This is a genomic window from Synechocystis sp. PCC 6714, from assembly GCF_000478825.2.
Taxonomy (GTDB): Bacteria; Cyanobacteriota; Cyanobacteriia; order Cyanobacteriales; family Microcystaceae; genus Synechocystis.
Window position 1 is genome coordinate 1,364,841 of record NZ_CP007542.1, and the last position, 16,129, is coordinate 1,380,969.

Below are 16,129 nucleotides of genomic sequence, written 5' to 3' on the forward strand. Positions count from 1 at the left end.
CAATGGACCAGTCCCTAACCCAAGATCGCCCTCTAGCGGCAGTTTTCCGACGCTTAGGCAATGAGTTGATGCCCCCGGTGGTGGAAACTTTTGAGCGCAGTAAAACAATTTTTTTCCCCGGCGATCCGGCGGAGCGGGTTTATTTTTTGCTCAAGGGGGCGGTGAAGTTATCTCGAGTTTACGAGGCCGGTGAGGAAATTACCGTCGCTCTGTTGAGGGAGAACAGTGTTTTTGGGGTACTATCCTTAGTGACAGGGCAACGTTCCGACCGTTTTTACCATGCGGTGGCGTTCACTCCGGTGGAGTTACTTTCTGCTCCTATTGAACAGGTGGAACAGGCCCTTAAGGAGCATCCTGACCTGTCATTGCTGATGTTGCAAGGGCTTTCTTCCCGCATTTTGCAGACGGAAATGATGATTGAAACCCTAGCTCACCGAGATATGGGTTCTCGTTTAGTTAGCTTTTTGTTAATCCTCTGTCGGGATTTTGGCGTACCGGCTCCAGACGGCATTCGCATTGACCTCAAGTTGTCTCACCAGGCGATCGCCGAAGCCATTGGTTCTACGAGGGTGACGGTGACCCGCTTGTTGGGGGACTTGCGGGAAGGCAATATGATCTCCATCACAAAAAAGAAAATTACTGTGCATAATCCCGTTGCTCTCAGTCAACAGTTTACCTAGCCCATCCCTATGACCAGTGCTTATATTCTGGTTCTTTCTGTCCTAATTTTGGGCGGTATCATTGCTGCGTTGGGGGATCATTTAGGCAGTAAGGTGGGCAAAGCTCGCCTGCGCTTATTTAAACTCCGCCCCCGACAAACAGCGGTGGTGCTGACGGTGATCACTGGCACTCTAATTTCTGCTTCCACCTTGGGTATTCTCTTCACTTTCAGCAAGTCCCTACGGGAGGGAGTATTTCAACTGGACGACATTCTTGGTCAGCTGAGGGTGGCCAAGGCAGAATTGGAGGAAGCGAGTCGGGCAAAGGAAGAAATTGAGTCGGAACTGAGTGCGGTGCGCCAAGAACAGCAGTTGGTACAGGAACGGAGTCGGGAGTTGGACCGGAACTATAACCAAGCGTTGCAACTATTGCGGCGGGTGTCCCAGCAGTCCCGCAATCTGCGTCGAGAAGTGGCTAATCTTTCCACGGAGAGGGCAGAGTTAAATGAGCAAAAGGACAACCTGTTGGCCGAGGCTGCGGAACTACAGAGCCAGGTCAAACTGAGGGATCAGGAGTTGTCGAAGCGCCAGGAACGCATTGCCCAACAAGAACAAGTCCTCACCCGCCAACAGAAGCAGGTGCGCTCATTGGAGCAACGTTTTGCCTCCTTAGAAGCCCAACGCCAACAGCTACAGGCGGAAATTAATCAACGGGACGCCAAAATTGATCAACTCGACCAGGCGATCGCCGCTAAAGACAATGATATCCAAGTGCGGGAAGACAAGTTGCAGGGGCTAGAAACGGAGCTGAGTTTTTTGCAAAGGGAGGTAGAGGAGCTAGAACGTTACTACCAAGATTATCAGGAGTTGCGGGGGCAACAAATCGCCATTTTGCGGGGCCAATTATTGGCCTTTGGGGCTCTAAAGGTGGTAAATACGGAGGCCATCAGTGGAGCAGTAGATCAACTATTACGCCAAGCTAATCGCACTGCCCTACAACTAGTCAAAACCCCCAATATGCCAGTGCCCGATGAGCCCATTGTCCGGGTAACCACAGCCCAGGTGGATAACATCAGAAGTCAGCTCCAGCCAGGGCAAGAGTACGTGATCCGGGTTTTATCGGCGGGCAACTATGTGCAGGAGGAAAGGGAAATTCGTGTCTTTTTTGATGTTGTGCCCAACCGTCAAGTTTTCCGAGAGTCAGAAACCATTGCTACTATTTCCCTAGAATCTTCTGATTTTAGCGAAGCTGATGTGCAAAAACGAATTGATTATCTGTTGGCGGCGGCCCAATTCCGGGCTCGGCGGGAGGGAATCCTTGGTCCTATCCAGGTGGAGGATGGTCGCATTAAAACTTTGATCGACTTCATTGAACAACTCCAGCGCCAGTCCGATAATCCCCCCAATGAAGTGCGGGCGATCGCCGCAGAGAACACTTCCGTGGTGGGACCTCTCAAAATCAGAATTATTGCCCTGCGGGGAAGTCAGGTGGTTTTTGAAAACTGATAACCACTTTGCCCAATCAACCCACTAACCAACGATGCCCACGGTCAACCGCATCAACGGATTGGCTGGCCTGGGGGGGCTGACTACCATGACTACCAGAGGGTGTTTTTGGGATCAATCTGCCGGTCGTCCATGGAGGGCGTTCTGACGGGGGGAGGCAGAGGTGGTAATGGTACAGATCGCCGTTCATTAATGGTGGAAGGAGGCGGAGTTTGGGCAGTGGTCAATTTTAAAAAAGCTTGCCTTAATAAGGGCAAACAATTTTCCCAGGTGACCTCCTTATTCACCGGCTCCAAGAGACGGTAACGCTTGAGTAATTCTTGAATTTGTCCCAGGGTATTTTCCGCCCCTCGATAGTTCACCTCAATTTCCGAAACGATGGGTTCTGAACTGCGTAAAGGATCCCTCTCCACTGCGGCGATCGCCCGACGAACAGCGGAAGTTAGCTCACTGCGATATTGGCGGGCTGCCACCCGTCGTTGCTCTTCCACCCCCTTAACACTGGAAGCATAGAGGGGAGGCAAACGGTTGAGGGCATAGGTGGCCACCTCCGTCAGATTGAGATAATTTCTCAGGTTTTTGGGGTAGAAACGGAGTTGCTTATCAATCTCCTCATAGACCAACGTTTCCATCACATTGACATGAACGCCGGAACTGACTGGGGCGGGAGACTCGGAAGCGAGAAAATCCATGGCAGAGAGTTGGGACAGTGACGACTAGGGGAAGAAAAATATCACAGGGTAGCAGGTTCCAAAAAGTAAGGAGGAAAATACTGAAAAAATATCTTCCTGGATTCAGGGGTCACTCTGATTTTAGCCGAATTGAGCGATTCTCGGTGTGCCAGTTCAACACAATTTAACCAGTGTGGGATAATGTAACATTCCGTCATTTACCTAGGTTTACTATGCGACTGTCCCAGATGCTCTTTGTTACCCTCAGAGACGATCCGGCGGATGCGGAAATTCCCAGTCATAAACTTTTGGTAAGAGCTGGATTTATTCGCCGTTTGGGCAGTGGTCTGTATGCCTATTTGCCACTGATGTGGCGGGTGCTGGAAAAAGTTAAGCGCATTGTCCAGGAAGAAATGAATCGCACTGGGGCCCAGGAATGTTTATTGCCCCAACTACAGCCGTCGGAGCTGTGGAAAATGTCGGGGCGTTGGGATACCTATACGGAATCTGAGGGCATTATGTTTGCCCTACGGGATCGGCTGGAACGGGAATTGGGCCTAGGCCCCACCCACGAAGAAGTGATTACGGCGATCGCCAAGGAAATGATCCGTTCCTATCGTCAATTGCCGGTGAATTTATATCAAATCCAGACTAAATTCAGAGATGAAATTCGTCCCCGTTTTGGGCTGATGCGGGGGCGGGAATTCATTATGAAAGATGCCTATTCTTTCCACAGTGACGAAATTAGTTTAAAGGCAACCTACGGGGCCATGGACCAGGCCTACAGAAACATTTTTAGCCGCTGTGGGCTAGATTTCCGGGCGGTGGATGCGGATTCCGGGGCGATCGGTGGTTCTGGCTCCCAGGAATTTATGGTGCTAGCGGATGTCGGGGAAGATGAAATTCTTTACACCGACGATGGTTTATATGCTGCCAATGTGGAAAAAGCGGTGTCTCTCCCCTCCGATGCCAAGCCCTCCCCTTTCAGTGGGTACAAAAAACAGTCAGCCCCTGATACCGCCACGATCGCCAAGATGTGTCAATGCCTGGACTGTGACCCCAGCAATGTGGTGAAAAATGTTCTATATCAAGCGGTCTACAATAACGGCAAGACGGTTTTGGTACTGGTGAGCATTCGGGGTGATCAAGAAGTCAACGAAGTGAAGTTGACTAATGAGTTAACTAAGTTAGCGGTCAACTATGAAAGTAGTAATGTTTTAAATCTCATTGTTCCCGATAAAAACGAACAGCAAAAATGGTCTACAAAATCTTTACCTTTGGGCTATATTTCCCCTGGCATTAGTGATGATTACATTGCCACAAATAAACAGGTAGTAGGCAAATTTCTCCGTCTTGTGGATCAGACCGCAGTGGAGTTGACCAACTTTGCCACCGGGGCCGATGAAGTTGATTACCATGTCACCGGAGCTAACTGGGGCACCGACTTTATCCTCCCCAAACTGGTGGTGGATGTGCGTAAGGCCCTAGTCGGCGATCGCCCGGTGCACGATCCCACGGGGGAAGTGAAAAGTGCTCGGGGCATAGAAGTGGGGCATATTTTCCAGTTGGGTACCAAATATTCCCAAGCCATGGGAGCTACCTTTACCAACGAACAGGGAGAGGAAAAACCCTTGGTCATGGGTTGTTACGGCATTGGCGTATCCCGTTTAGCCCAAGCTGCTGTTGAGCAACGTTACGACAAAGACGGCATTATCTGGCCCACGGCGATCGCCCCCTATGAAGTAGTGATCGTGGTGCCCAACGTCGGGGATGGGGAACAAATGCAGGTGGCGGAGCAAATTTATACGGAATTACAAGCTGCTGGGGTGGATGTCCTGCTTGATGACCGCAACGAACGGGCTGGGGTTAAATTCAAAGATTCGGAACTAGTTGGTATTCCCTACCGCATTGTCACTGGCAAATCCCTCAAACAGGGCCAGTTGGAAGTGGTTAAGCGGGCCGATAAAAGCGTTGAAAATTTGGCGATCGCCGCAGTGGTACCCACCCTAACAGCTTGGATCCAAGCCGATAAAAAAGCTAGTTAAAATTCCCCACCATCAAAGTCAGTCCAGTTGCAGAAATAGCACTCTTTTGCCCCAGGCTTTTAGGGGAAAATGCTATGGTCAATATGTCTTGAATATCTTGAATCACCTTTTCAAGGGGGTAGGTTGTGATGAAATCTTTACTGCGGGGTGTTGCTCTGTCAGGGTCGATATTACTGGCCACAGGGGGCTATGGATTGACAGCCTCAGCCCAAGTCGCCCCGGGGGACAATATACCTACTGTGGAAGAAGCCTTGGATAATCCAGATGTGGATGACATTACCGATCAGCCCGACCAGTTGATTACCTGGGTGTGTAAAAGTGGCGATAAAACCGTAGCAGTGGAAGTCAAAGAACTTCAAAACTGGCAAGAAACTGTTGACCCAGACCAAACTTGGCAATGTGAACAGAACATTCCTGTCGTTGATCCAGGAGACTCCACTTTTTCCTGTGAAACCAATGCCACCATGGGCCTAATCACCGTTTTCTGGCTGGAAGGGGAAGGTGGCAAGGCAGAAATGACAAGCTGGATGAATAATTTGGCCAACAACCAAAATATGGTCTGTACCCATGGGCAAACTAATCCCTTTTGGGAATAGCAATTGATGTTTCTATTCGGGTGAGTTAGGGGGACGCTGTTTTCGGCCTTGGATAACAGTTTCCCTGGCTCCACTTTGTTAATTTGTTTTTGTTAAAGTTAAAGCATTGACTATTAACAGTTTTCCATGGCAATTCATCTGAAGGCATCACATTTCGGCGTGGCGTTCCTTTTGCTACTGTGCGGCGGGGCGATCGGTGCCGCAGGGGGACGCTATCTTCTGTCTTCAGGCCCAACCTATTCTACCGAGAACCCTTCGGCCAGCACTGGTGCTGAAAGTTTCTCCCCAAAGGATGAAAATTACCGCAGTGCCCTCCCCTTGTCTCTACCTCGTTCCCCCCAGGATGATGGGGAGTTAAATTTTATTGCCCGGGCTGTGCAGAAAATTGGCCCCGCGGTGGTCAGAATCGATGCGGAGAGAGTGACCAACACTGAGAATAATCCCATCCAGGATCAACCATTTTTTCGTCGCTTTTTTGGCGAAGAAATGCCCCCTAACCCCGATCCTAGGGAACAAGGCACTGGCTCTGGTTTTATCCTGAGTGCTAACGGGGAAGTTTTAACCAATGCCCATGTGGTAGAAGGGGCAAGCACCGTTAAGGTCACCCTCAAAGATGGTTCTGTCCTGGAAGGTAAAGTGGTAGGCATTGATACCATGACCGATGTGGCGGTGGTGAAAGTTGAAGCAGAAAATTTGCCCGTGGTGGAAATTGGCCAATCCGATCGCCTGCAGGCGGGGGAATGGGCCATCGCCATTGGTAATCCCTTGGGTTTAGACAACACTGTTACGGTAGGCATTATCAGTGCCCTGGGGCGTTCCAGTTCCGAGGTAGGGGTGCCGGACAAAAGGGTGCGTTTTATCCAAACCGATGCCGCCATTAATCCGGGTAATTCCGGTGGCCCTTTGCTTAATGCGAAAGGGGAAGTGATTGGAGTCAACACTGCCATCCGGGCCGATGCCCAGGGGCTAGGATTTGCCATTCCCATTCAAACAGCCCAAAATGTGGCCGAGAATTTATTCGCCAAGGGCAAAATGGAGCATCCCTACCTTGGCATCCACATGGTTACCCTCTCTCCAGAAATGACCAAGCAGTTGCGGGCTAGTGGGGAATTACCAGCCGGCGTGACAGCAGAAACAGGAGTTTTAATTGTCCAAGTTAGCCAAGGTTCTCCCGCAGCCCAAGCAGGATTAGCGACCGGAGACATTATTCTCGAAGTGGGGGGAGTGGGGGTTAAAACGGCCACTGACGTTCAAGAACGGGTGGAAGTCAGCCAAATTGGAGAACCATTGGCGATCGCCGTTAAGCGTCGGGATAAACAGGAAATGATCGCGGTGCGACCGGGGCCTTTTCCCGAAGACTTTAACCGTTAGGGCAAACCCAATTTGTTCTTGAATATCAAATTATCTCTCTATCCTTATCCTTGGCGATGGTTGAATTTCCACAGGGCACTGGAAACCCAATTGGTGAGAATATGGGCCACAATGGGCACCAATAAATTACCACTGGCGATCGCCCCATAGCCCAGCACCAGCCCCACCACCGTTGCCCAAACCACGTAGGGCCATTGTTCCGTACTGCTGAGGTGTAAAACGCCAAATACTAAGCTAGAAACCACCACCGCCAAAACACCTCCCCCCAAAGCGGAAAGCATCACTCCCCGAAACAGTAATTCTTCGCTTAAACCGGGCAATAGTCCCAACCAGAGCAAGTCTGCCCACACTAAGGGTTTAATGACAAAGGCGAGATAGGCATCGGCACTGGCACGATAGGCGGGCCAAACCCGATAGATCAATCCACTGGTCAGAATAATTGCCGCTGCCAAGCCCAACCCTAATAAAGCATCTGGGACATTGAAACTGATTTTCAATAGGGTGACATCCCCCCACCACTGCCAAAGTTTAGCAATGATCAGCAGTAACACCGCTGTGAATCCCATCACCGCCAGAATTTGGGTACGGCTCAGGGGTTCCATTTCGGAAGGACTATTGGATGAAGACACAGATATTTAGGGTAGGCGGTGGAGAGCAGGAAAATTCGGTTGGAAACAATCGAGGTTAATGCCGGCCCGATGGGCACAGAGCACTCCGATCGCCTCTAGATAAGAGTTTACCCTAACCACAGAAATGCCTAGGTCTTCGGGATAGACTTCTAGCTGGGTGGAATTATTTTCCACGGCAATAATACGAGCCGAAGTGTCACTAAAACTCATCAGGGCGGAACCACCGCAGGCACTGGCGGGTACAACCAGCGCATTCACATCCCGATTCCAAAGGGTTTGGCTGTTACTGTTGGGAAACCTTTGGTAATGGGGAGCCCGGCTTAGCCCCATCAACACACAGGGTAAAAAGGTGTAGCCCAATTCCTCCGCCGCTGACCGGGGGGAAATGTCTGGATCTAGAGGCAAAGGACTCAACGCTGGGGCATGGGCACAGGGCACTTGAAATTGCCGCACAATTAAATGGGAAATCACCGCTTCTGCCCCTGACAAGGGATCCACCCCATGGCCATGGCGATAATCGGTCAAAATCTGACTGCCCACATCATCGGGGAAACGGGCAATGACGGCGATCGCCTGGGCTTTGGTTTGGGTTAGTAATTTATCGGCAGCTCGCAATAAACTTTCTGGGTTGGCAATGGTCCCCCAACTGGTGCTGGAGTCCGACAGGCGCAATTCCACCCCCAAAGGCTCATCGGTGATAACGTAATCAGTCAGGGTCAAACCTAGGGTTGCCCGGGCCCCGTCCGCCACCTGGAGATGGCGCCAAAGTAAATCATCTTCAATGCCCTGGTCAAAAATTAGGCCGATGGCGTTGTTACCCACAGGAGTTAAACCCCAATCCCCCTGGGCAAAACGATCCAGGGCGTAACCTTCCACGTACAAAGCATTGGCAATGGGGTAGTAAAGCTGGGCCCCGTTCAATACATTGGGATGGGTAATGAGGCGATCGCACACCTGGGAAATGGCCCTGGCGATCGGTAAAGCATCCCCGGCATAGCCACCAATGGCAGCCCCCACCCCAGTGGGAATAATTAAAGTGACGTTGTAACTCAAAGTGACTGTAAAGGACTGGAATTTTTCGGTCTGGATCGCTTGATCTAAACTTCCTGCACTGCTGTTATCGTTACCACCGCTTCCACCTGAGCTTTTTGTTGCTCTTTATCCACCACTGTCACCGCCCACCGCAGGGGATCGCCTCGTTTAGCCAATTCCTGTTCAATTTCCTGTTGCAGTTTCAGGGGGTTTTCCTGGAGGTCAATTTCGGCAGTGATGAAATGTGTGGTCATGGTTGATTTGAGCAATGTATGGGGGCTAGACAAAGGATAGTCTGACTGAATCTTAGCAAAACCCCGGGAATTTTCCGCTAAAATTTGAGACTATCATCAAGTTTTACCCCGGCAAACAATAGCTTGAAAAAGGTTTTAACTAGCATTGTTGCCCTGCTCATTTGGACTTTACTGGTGGGGACAGTGTTATGGGGAGAAAGTGTTTGGTTCTCCCATCCTCCTCTACGGCCCAGGGAGCAAACTTCCGTCAAAGAATATTTAGTTAACCGCCTCAACCAAGCAAAGGGTAAAGCATTGGGCAGTGCGGCCCTAGCCCTGATCCGGAACGGGAAAGTAGAGACAATACAGACCTTTGGGGTTCAGGAGTTTGACCCAGATTCCCCGGTGAATCCCCAAAAGACCCTCTACCAAATGGCTTCTGTGATTAAATTAGTCCCCACCTGGGGGGTGATGATTGGGTTTATTGGGAAACTGGTAAGTTAACCAAGGCGGCCAGGAAAGATTTTGGCAATCCCGTCTCCTAACGGGTTTAGTGGCCATTGGGGCCGGGACGATCGCCATTGTCATTCTGAATGGTTGGTGGCGCCGATTTTGCAACCCCTGAGGGAGGCTGGGAATACTGACCTTGGCCCTAAGCTAAACGCAGACAGGAAGCCGGAACAGCAAATTCTTTACTTTGGCTAGATGTCGTTCTCTGCTCACACTTGAGGTAGATGGTTAACACTTCCTCCGATGGCGATCGCCGTCTGATGGTTAACTTTCCCCCCAGGAGTTGGAAGAGGTTTTTGGTCACATCCCAATTCAAACTCAGACATCCGGTTTCCGGCTGGAACATGAGCAGTTCTCCCAAAGCCTTGACGGGGTTGGCCTGGTGGGCTGATTGGGTATGGAACTGCACTTTCAGCTGATCACCAGCAACGGTGATCTGTAAATGAATTTCCCCACCCCCATTAAAATTACGCACAAATTTTTCGATCATCCCCCCCAGCACTTGATCCAACAGACTGGGATTACTCCATACCTGGGGCAGGGAATGGGGAATCTGAGCTTTTAAGTTGACCTTGTAGCGTTGGGCTTGCCTTTGCCAGCGGGGAATGCCAGTTTGAAAAACCGCTTCTAGGGAGGTCACTGTTAGGGGCACCACCAATTCCGGTAGAGGGGTGGATTCCAATTCCGTCGCCCGGAAAATTAAATCCATACGGCTAATTTGGTCGCTACATTCCCGGTCAATGGACTCAATGCGTTTGAGCACTTCCGGAGAAAGGTCTTTGCGCCGTAGCAACAGTCGGGTCAGGGTACGAATACTAGTTAACGGGGTACGTACTTCATGGGTCAAAGCTTGGAGCAATTCCACATCCGGGGATAGTTCCGGGGATTCCCGTTCCTGTAAGGGAGTAAAAATAGGGGCGTTGGGTTGATAGTCCAACATCAGTTGCCCAAAATAACTTACCAGGCGGAAATCCGGAGTGGGAAAGTCAAAGTCAGCTACCGTTTTTTCTAGAAAAGGTAGATCTGGACTAAAAACACAGCGTAATCGAGTCTGGAGACTCAGCCAAGCTCGTTGTAGAATCTCCGGGTCAAAACTCCAATAAAACTGGGTTAAGCCCTGCTCATTTTTGCCCAGTAGTAGAAGTAAACCGAACTTAGGGGTCATTAGCCAGCAAAACTGCTCTTCTGCCAAGGGATCCCGGGGAAACAAGGGAATTTCCCGCATCCGAGGAATTTGCACCCAGGCCGACTGCCCACCGGCTAAACAAGGCAACGGGGAAAATTCTTCCCAGGGAGTGGGGACGGCAATGCCTTGGTAGAAACTTTGCGTCAACAGAGGATCTTTCAACACCGGAGCAGGACTGGCCAAACAAATTCCCGCCAATTCTTCCCCACCATTGGGCAACGTCTGTCTTAAAAATGGTTCCAAAGCGGCGATCGCCCCAAACCATTGCTGCTGGGCTTTAGGATGGGCCCACTGGGGGGCCCGCCCCTGGTCATATCCTCCCCAACCAGAAGATACAAACAAATCGCTCAACTTTAGACAAACTTCATTCACGGGAACCAGATTCTAGAATGGGAAGATTAATAGTTTAAATTTAACAATGCAGAACGCTACTCCGAAAAAGGCTTGGGGAACAGCAAAACCCCCTGGTTGCCATTGAACAAACTTAACAGTAAGCGGCATTGCCCATATCCCCTGATGGTAAGCCCATTTTCCCCACCTTAATTAGCCGTAAAACCGAACCAGATCCGGCGGATGGGCGAAAAAAGACAGAAGCTCCACAATAAAAATATTTTTCAGTAAAAATTAGTGAAAAAAGAGAATTATGGCCACCGGTGAACAAACCCATCCCCAAGGAAATAGAGACCAGGCAATTGTTGACCGCCTCTTGCAATCCCCCGCTGAACCGGCCCATCTGTTGTCCTTAGCCCGGCTGAGAATCCGTTACAAAAATTTTCCCGGAGCTAGGGGTTTACAACGGGATCTGGATACTGTGCTCCAGCAATGGCACTTGACTGAAGAAGAACTTTTTGCCCAAACCAGAGCCCTCTACGCCAGCGGTGCCGCCCATGCTAAGCAAGGTGTCGAGGAGCAGCAAGATTGGAGTTAGAGGGATTTTGAAAAATCCTTCTGTATTGCCCGAGCTCTAGTAAAGAAATCTAGTAGACAAGCTAAAACCATGTGAACACGGTCTTGGGGGCCATTTCTCACCCCATTTTTCCCACCGTCATAGACATTGATTTTAGTCTATTGTCTAGCTTTTCAAGAATGATTAATCTCGATTATTGATGCAATAAGCAATCCCAAAGCCAAAAGTAAAGACTTTCCCCTATGCTTGATGCAGAAACTACATGTTACAAAAGTTCACGAAATGTCCAATTTTATTGCTGTTGCCTTCTGTGGCTACTTTGCTTTACTGATCATTCTTTTCTCCGTTAAAAATCTGCTCCTCAAAGACAAAACTAGCCTCAATCTCCCTGAATAATCGTCTCCAAGCTAGAAAAATGGGGATTAAGTCGCTATAATCTTGTTTTCCCAGGTCTGGACCAGACTAGCCCAGATTTAGATAGGCCAAAGCAAGGTTATGAATCCACCCCAAACATCGGGGCATAAAAAATTGGGATTGGTTTTACAAGAAGCCGGTCTCATTACCCCTGCCCAGTTGGAGGTGGCACTTAATAATCAACACCATTTTGGTTATCTAATTGGTGAAGTAATTGTTCTCCATGGCTGGCTAACGAAAGATACCATCGAATTTTTTGTCAATCAATGGTTTGACTTGATTTATCGTCCCAATCCCATGCCCTTGGGCCACTATCTACAGATGGCAGACCTGTTAAATCAATGCCAGATTGACGAAATTCTCCGGGAGCAGAAAAGGCTAGGGCTACGTTTTGGGGCCACCGCAGTGCTCCGAGGCTGGCTAAAACAGGAAACAGTGGACTATTTCATTGCCCATCTGAAGGTGGATATGGTTAGTCAATCGGCTTTCAACACCCATGGGACAGGAAGGGGAAAAGAATCCCGCATTGGTCAGACAAAAACTAGCAAGACGGAACCCCTACGACCGAAGGATAATCGGCCCACGAAAAAGAGTGTTAAAGCTAGGGAAGAAAAGAAAAACCGCCGTTCCAAAGTTGGCAGACATAAGTCCGCACTGGAACTTTCGGGGGAAGTGTCGGGAGCCCTGCCGGAAAACTTTGATATTTTTATCGCTGACGACGAAAATTTCGATTTAGCTAGCGTACTCGAAACGGATGATGGGAATATTTCCTTCTGATTTGGTTGAAAAAAGTTTTTGCCTGCCCTATGGGCACATTGCCCTCAACCTTGCCTTGATGGGTTGTGGCAATGGGGGAAAGATTGTTGCTTTAGTGCGGTTTTTCATCGGATTACCGCCCTTTCAACGGAGGAAACTTTAGGGTAAAGTGGGAGCCATGGAATCCCCTATTGAGTAGAGAATTTAAATTTAAATGGCTTACGCACTACCTAACTTACCCTACGACTACACGGCCCTGGAACCCTGCATTTCCAAAAGCACTCTGGAGTTCCACCATGATAAACACCACGCCGCCTATGTTAACAATTTCAACAATGCAGTGGCGGGTACTGATTTAGATAATCAATCCATCGAAGACGTAATTAAGGCCGTTGCTGGGGACGCTAGTAAAGCCGGTATTTTCAACAATGCCGCCCAAGCTTGGAACCATAGTTTCTATTGGAATTGCATGAAGCCCGGTGGTGGTGGCCAGCCCACTGGTGCTTTGGCGGATAAAATCAATGCCGATTTCGGTAGCTTTGATGCTTTTGTAGAAGCTTTCAAACAGGCTGGTGCCACCCAATTCGGTAGCGGTTGGGCTTGGTTGGTATTGGACAATGGCACTTTGAAAGTGACCAAAACTGGCAATGCCGAAAATCCTATGACTGCGGGTCAAACTCCTTTGTTGACCATGGATGTGTGGGAACACGCCTATTATTTGGATTACCAGAACCGTCGTCCCGACTACATTGCTGATTTTCTCGGTAAGTTGGTCAACTGGGACTTTGTGGCGGCTAACTTAGCAGCGGCCTAGTTTGCTCGGTCAACCCTAAACATTCTCTCCGAGTCAGTCATTATCTAAATGGAAGACCTTAACTGGCTTTAGTTTAGAGAACGTTCGACAAATCTCCCCGATTCTCAGTTATGGGGCAACTTAAGTCGGATTGGTCATATTCTTAGTTTCAATTACCCTTTCCCTGAACTATTGGGGGAGGGGTATTTGCTGGGTGGCGATCGCCAGTGGCCGAAGCTTCTAATCTGCGGCCCCAATCCTCTACACTGGGAAAGCTTATGGAATCCATTCCCAAAGCCCGTTTAAATTTACTTATTCGATCAAAGTTTTTCCAGTTTTTCCACTACCATGTCCCAGACCTATAACGTAACCCTGCTCCCCGGCGATGGCATTGGCCCCGAAATTATGGCGGTGGCGGTGGCGGTGTTAGGCAAAGTGGCCGACCAGTTTGGCTTTGTGTTTAATTTTCAAGAGGCTTTAATTGGGGGAGTAGCCATTGATGCCACGGGCCAACCCCTGCCGGAGGCAACCCTAGCCCAAGCAAAGAATAGTGATGCAGTACTATTGGCGGCGATCGGGGGTTATGCCTGGGACAATCTACCCCGTTCCCAAAGGCCAGAAACTGGTTTGCTCGCCATTCGGGAAGGTTTGGGGCTATTTGCCAATTTACGTCCCGCCAACATTTTCCCCCAATTGATTGACGCTTCCAGCTTGAAACGGGAGGTGGTGGAAGGGGTGGATATTATGGTGGTGCGGGAACTGACCGGCGGCATTTATTTTGGCAAACCCAAGGGTATTTTTGAGACGGAAGCGGGGGAAAAACGGGGAGTCAATACCATGGCTTACACCGTGGGGGAAATTGACCGCATTGCCAAAGTTGCCTTTGAAACGGCTCGCAAACGACGGGGCCAACTCTGTTCTGTAGATAAAGCCAATGTACTGGATGTGTCCCAACTGTGGCGGGATCGGGTCATGGCGATCGCCGTGGATTATCCCGATGTGGAGCTATCCCATTTGTATGTGGACAATGCAGCTATGCAGTTGGTGCGGAGTCCCAGACAATTTGACACCATTGTGACGGGCAATTTATTCGGGGATATTTTGTCGGATATTGCGGCCATGTTAACGGGCAGTATCGGTATGCTACCTTCCGCCAGTTTAGGCAGTGACGGCCCAGGCTTATTTGAACCGGTCCATGGTTCTGCCCCCGACATTGCCGGCCAAGATAAAGCTAACCCCCTAGCCCAAGTGCTTAGTGCAGCCATGATGTTGCGCTACGGTTTAGATCAACCCCAGGCGGCCGATCGCCTAGAGGAAGCGGTGAGAAAAGTTTTGGCACAGGGTTACCGCACCGGCGATATCCTTTCTCCGGGCACCCAATTGGTGGGCTGTCGACAAATGGGAGAGCAATTATTGAGAATTTTGGACGAAGCGTAAAATCTTGGTTACACAGCTAAGAATCTTCTGGGCTGGCCCTTACGTCAAACCCTATTGTTATTTATGATGATGGCTAACCTGGCTGACGGTTTTCGGTCAATGGCTAGAACACATATGCGTCCTGAGTGGGGAGTTTGTTATGGTTTTTATTCCTGATGAGAGCGACTTTGATGTGGAGTACCGCAGTGTACCCATGCCCCTAGACCCCAAAATGTTGCGGATGGCCCGGCGCATTTACCGCAGTTACCGCATGCTCCATCCCAAATCCCAACGGCAACCCTTGGGCATTGCCATCCATAAGGAAACCCACCGGGGCCAGTTGATGTTCAATCGCCAACCAGTACTATTGCCGGGGGAATGCTTTGTGCCCTTGAATCAATTGGAGGCGGAAGCCCAAGTGGTATAAGATTTTTACTAAAACTCCTGCATTATCCCTGTTATGAGCGAATCCCCCCTGGTGGTGGAGTCCAATCCTCCTTCTGAGCGCAAACTCTGGCTGGCGGCCATTAAGCCTCCCATGTATACGGTGGCGGTGGTGCCCATTACCGTTGGTTCGGCGGTGGCCTATGGTGCCACGGGACAATGGCAGGGAGGAGTTTTTACCATCTTTTTACTGTCGGCGATCGCCATTATTGCCTGGATCAATCTCAGCAACGATGTGTTTGACAGTGACACCGGCATTGATGTGCGGAAAGCCCATTCAGTGGTTAATTTAACGGGCAATCGTAATCTAGTTTTTTGGCTGAGCAATTTTTTTTTGCTGGCGGGCTTAGTGGGGCTAATTAGCATTAGTTGGCTGGCCCAAGATTGGACAGTGTTGGGATTAATCGCCGTGGCCATCTTTTTGGGCTACACCTATCAAGGCCCTCCTTTCCGCTTGGGCTACCTCGGTCTGGGGGAATTAATCTGTCTGATTACCTTTGGCCCCCTGGCGATCGCCGCTGCCTACTATTCCCAGGCCCAGGCTTTTAGTTGGGATATGGCAGTTCCCAGTTTTTTTGTTGGCCTCAGCACCGCCATTATTCTGTTCTGTTCCCACTTTCACCAAGTGGAAGATGACCTGGCCGCTGGCAAAAAATCCCCCATTGTTCGTTTAGGTACCAAGCTAGGTTCCCAGGTTTTAACTCTCTCGGTTATTAGTCTTTATCTAATTACGGCGATCGGCGTTTTGTTTAACCTTGCCCCCTGGCAAATTTTATTGGTAACCGTTAGTTTGCCCTGGGCGGTGCAGTTAGTTCACCATGTGGGGCAGTACCACGATCAACCGGAGAAAGTAAGCAACTGTAAATTCATTGCCGTTAACCTGCACTTTATCAGTGGAATGCTGATGGCGGCGGGCTATAGCTGGACTGGGCTAGCATAGGGGCTAATTCCAAGGCTGGGG

At 49.8% G+C, this 16,129-nt stretch carries 17 protein-coding genes; 12 read left to right on the top strand and 5 right to left on the bottom strand.

What is annotated here, in order from left to right; translation table 11 throughout:
• The first annotated feature begins 2 nt into the window (after positions 1-2).
• Positions 3-680, top strand: coding sequence for a global nitrogen regulator NtcA (ntcA, locus tag D082_RS06145; RefSeq protein WP_028948866.1), 678 nt, complete (start codon positions 3-5; stop codon positions 678-680).
• A gap of 9 nt (positions 681-689) precedes the next feature.
• Positions 690-2,165: a DUF3084 domain-containing protein gene (locus D082_RS06150; protein WP_028948865.1), complete on the top strand. Its 1,476-nt coding sequence runs from the start codon at positions 690-692 to the stop codon at positions 2,163-2,165.
• Positions 2,166-2,257: 92 nt separating this feature from the next.
• Here the strand turns inward: D082_RS06150 and D082_RS06155 are convergent, their stop codons facing one another.
• Positions 2,258-2,857 (bottom strand): late competence development ComFB family protein, encoded by a 600-nt coding sequence (locus tag D082_RS06155; protein WP_028948864.1) that lies wholly within the window; start codon positions 2,855-2,857, stop codon positions 2,258-2,260.
• A 212-nt stretch (positions 2,858-3,069) separates the two neighbouring features.
• Here D082_RS06155 and proS point away from each other — a divergent pair, with 212 nt between their 5' ends.
• The 3 genes from proS (at position 3,070) to D082_RS06170 (ending at position 6,848) form a co-directional block, all read left to right on the top strand.
• Positions 3,070-4,881: a proline--tRNA ligase gene (gene proS, locus D082_RS06160; RefSeq protein ID WP_028948863.1), complete on the top strand. Its 1,812-nt coding sequence runs from the start codon at positions 3,070-3,072 to the stop codon at positions 4,879-4,881.
• A gap of 128 nt (positions 4,882-5,009) precedes the next feature.
• The gene (locus D082_RS06165; RefSeq protein ID WP_238546863.1) at positions 5,010-5,477 is read left to right on the top strand and encodes a hypothetical protein; all 468 of its coding nucleotides are present in this window, start codon (positions 5,010-5,012) and stop codon (positions 5,475-5,477) included.
• Between the two features lie 126 nt (positions 5,478-5,603).
• Positions 5,604-6,848 (top strand): HhoA/HhoB/HtrA family serine endopeptidase, encoded by a 1,245-nt coding sequence (locus D082_RS06170; RefSeq protein WP_028948861.1) that lies wholly within the window; start codon positions 5,604-5,606, stop codon positions 6,846-6,848.
• Positions 6,849-6,892: 44 nt separating this feature from the next.
• On the opposite strand, the gene D082_RS06175 is transcribed toward D082_RS06170, so the two are convergent.
• Genes D082_RS06175 through D082_RS06185 form a run of 3 tightly spaced genes read right to left on the bottom strand, consistent with a single transcriptional unit; the run spans position 6,893 to position 8,763 of the window.
• Entirely contained in the window at positions 6,893-7,477 is a 585-nt protein-coding gene (locus D082_RS06175) for a CPBP family intramembrane glutamic endopeptidase (protein ID WP_028948860.1), read from the bottom strand.
• Between the two features lie 6 nt (positions 7,478-7,483).
• Positions 7,484-8,530: a DUF3326 domain-containing protein gene (locus tag D082_RS06180; protein WP_038530386.1), complete on the bottom strand. Its 1,047-nt coding sequence runs from the start codon at positions 8,528-8,530 to the stop codon at positions 7,484-7,486.
• Between the two features lie 44 nt (positions 8,531-8,574).
• Positions 8,575-8,763: a hypothetical protein gene (locus tag D082_RS06185; protein ID WP_028948858.1), complete on the bottom strand. Its 189-nt coding sequence runs from the start codon at positions 8,761-8,763 to the stop codon at positions 8,575-8,577.
• 123 nt (positions 8,764-8,886) lie between these two features.
• Between D082_RS06185 and D082_RS06190 the strand changes: the two genes are divergently transcribed.
• Positions 8,887-9,246: a serine hydrolase gene (locus tag D082_RS06190; protein ID WP_028948857.1), complete on the top strand. Its 360-nt coding sequence runs from the start codon at positions 8,887-8,889 to the stop codon at positions 9,244-9,246.
• Between the two features lie 148 nt (positions 9,247-9,394).
• On the opposite strand, the gene hik34 is transcribed toward D082_RS06190, so the two are convergent.
• A complete protein-coding gene (gene hik34 / locus D082_RS06195; protein WP_028948856.1) occupies positions 9,395-10,810 on the bottom strand; it encodes a two-component system sensor histidine kinase Hik34 in 1,416 nt (471 codons plus the stop codon).
• Positions 10,811-11,081: 271 nt separating this feature from the next.
• On the opposite strand from hik34, the gene D082_RS06200 reads away from it, so the two are divergent.
• From D082_RS06200 to menA, 6 genes are all read left to right on the top strand, one after another.
• Positions 11,082-11,366, top strand: a complete 285-nt coding sequence (locus D082_RS06200) for a DUF3288 family protein (RefSeq protein ID WP_028948855.1) — start codon at positions 11,082-11,084, stop codon at positions 11,364-11,366.
• A 474-nt stretch (positions 11,367-11,840) separates the two neighbouring features.
• Positions 11,841-12,536, top strand: coding sequence for a hypothetical protein (locus D082_RS17325; RefSeq protein ID WP_051738704.1), 696 nt, complete (start codon positions 11,841-11,843; stop codon positions 12,534-12,536).
• A 193-nt stretch (positions 12,537-12,729) separates the two neighbouring features.
• Complete coding sequence (locus tag D082_RS06210; RefSeq protein WP_028948854.1) at positions 12,730-13,329, top strand: superoxide dismutase; 600 nt, start codon at positions 12,730-12,732, stop codon at positions 13,327-13,329.
• 327 nt (positions 13,330-13,656) lie between these two features.
• Positions 13,657-14,745, top strand: a complete 1,089-nt coding sequence (gene leuB, locus D082_RS06215; RefSeq protein ID WP_028948853.1) for a 3-isopropylmalate dehydrogenase — start codon at positions 13,657-13,659, stop codon at positions 14,743-14,745.
• Between the two features lie 139 nt (positions 14,746-14,884).
• A complete protein-coding gene (locus D082_RS06220; protein WP_028948852.1) occupies positions 14,885-15,151 on the top strand; it encodes a hypothetical protein in 267 nt (88 codons plus the stop codon).
• Positions 15,152-15,184: 33 nt separating this feature from the next.
• Complete coding sequence (gene menA, locus D082_RS06225) at positions 15,185-16,108, top strand: 2-carboxy-1,4-naphthoquinone phytyltransferase (RefSeq protein ID WP_028948851.1); 924 nt, start codon at positions 15,185-15,187, stop codon at positions 16,106-16,108.
• Positions 16,109-16,129 lie beyond the last annotated feature (21 nt).

What these genes read in the sequence shown, in the direction of transcription:
- D082_RS06170 (WP_028948861.1), top strand. Translation starts at nt 5,604, where the DNA reads ATGGCAATTCATCTGAAGGCATCACATTTCGGCGTGGCGTTCCTTTTG.
- D082_RS17325 (WP_051738704.1), top strand. Translation starts at nt 11,841, where the DNA reads ATGAATCCACCCCAAACATCGGGGCATAAAAAATTGGGATTGGTTTTA.
- proS (WP_028948863.1), top strand. Translation starts at nt 3,070, where the DNA reads ATGCGACTGTCCCAGATGCTCTTTGTTACCCTCAGAGACGATCCGGCG.
- ntcA (WP_028948866.1), top strand. Translation starts at nt 3, where the DNA reads ATGGACCAGTCCCTAACCCAAGATCGCCCTCTAGCGGCAGTTTTCCGA.
- leuB (WP_028948853.1), top strand. Translation starts at nt 13,657, where the DNA reads ATGTCCCAGACCTATAACGTAACCCTGCTCCCCGGCGATGGCATTGGC.
- menA (WP_028948851.1), top strand. Translation starts at nt 15,185, where the DNA reads ATGAGCGAATCCCCCCTGGTGGTGGAGTCCAATCCTCCTTCTGAGCGC.
- D082_RS06150 (WP_028948865.1), top strand. Translation starts at nt 690, where the DNA reads ATGACCAGTGCTTATATTCTGGTTCTTTCTGTCCTAATTTTGGGCGGT.
- D082_RS06210 (WP_028948854.1), top strand. Translation starts at nt 12,730, where the DNA reads ATGGCTTACGCACTACCTAACTTACCCTACGACTACACGGCCCTGGAA.
- D082_RS06155 (WP_028948864.1), bottom strand. Translation starts at nt 2,857, where the DNA reads ATGGATTTTCTCGCTTCCGAGTCTCCCGCCCCAGTCAGTTCCGGCGTT.
- D082_RS06220 (WP_028948852.1), top strand. Translation starts at nt 14,885, where the DNA reads ATGGTTTTTATTCCTGATGAGAGCGACTTTGATGTGGAGTACCGCAGT.
- D082_RS06200 (WP_028948855.1), top strand. Translation starts at nt 11,082, where the DNA reads ATGGCCACCGGTGAACAAACCCATCCCCAAGGAAATAGAGACCAGGCA.
- D082_RS06165 (WP_238546863.1), top strand. Translation starts at nt 5,010, where the DNA reads ATGAAATCTTTACTGCGGGGTGTTGCTCTGTCAGGGTCGATATTACTG.
- D082_RS06185 (WP_028948858.1), bottom strand. Translation starts at nt 8,763, where the DNA reads ATGACCACACATTTCATCACTGCCGAAATTGACCTCCAGGAAAACCCC.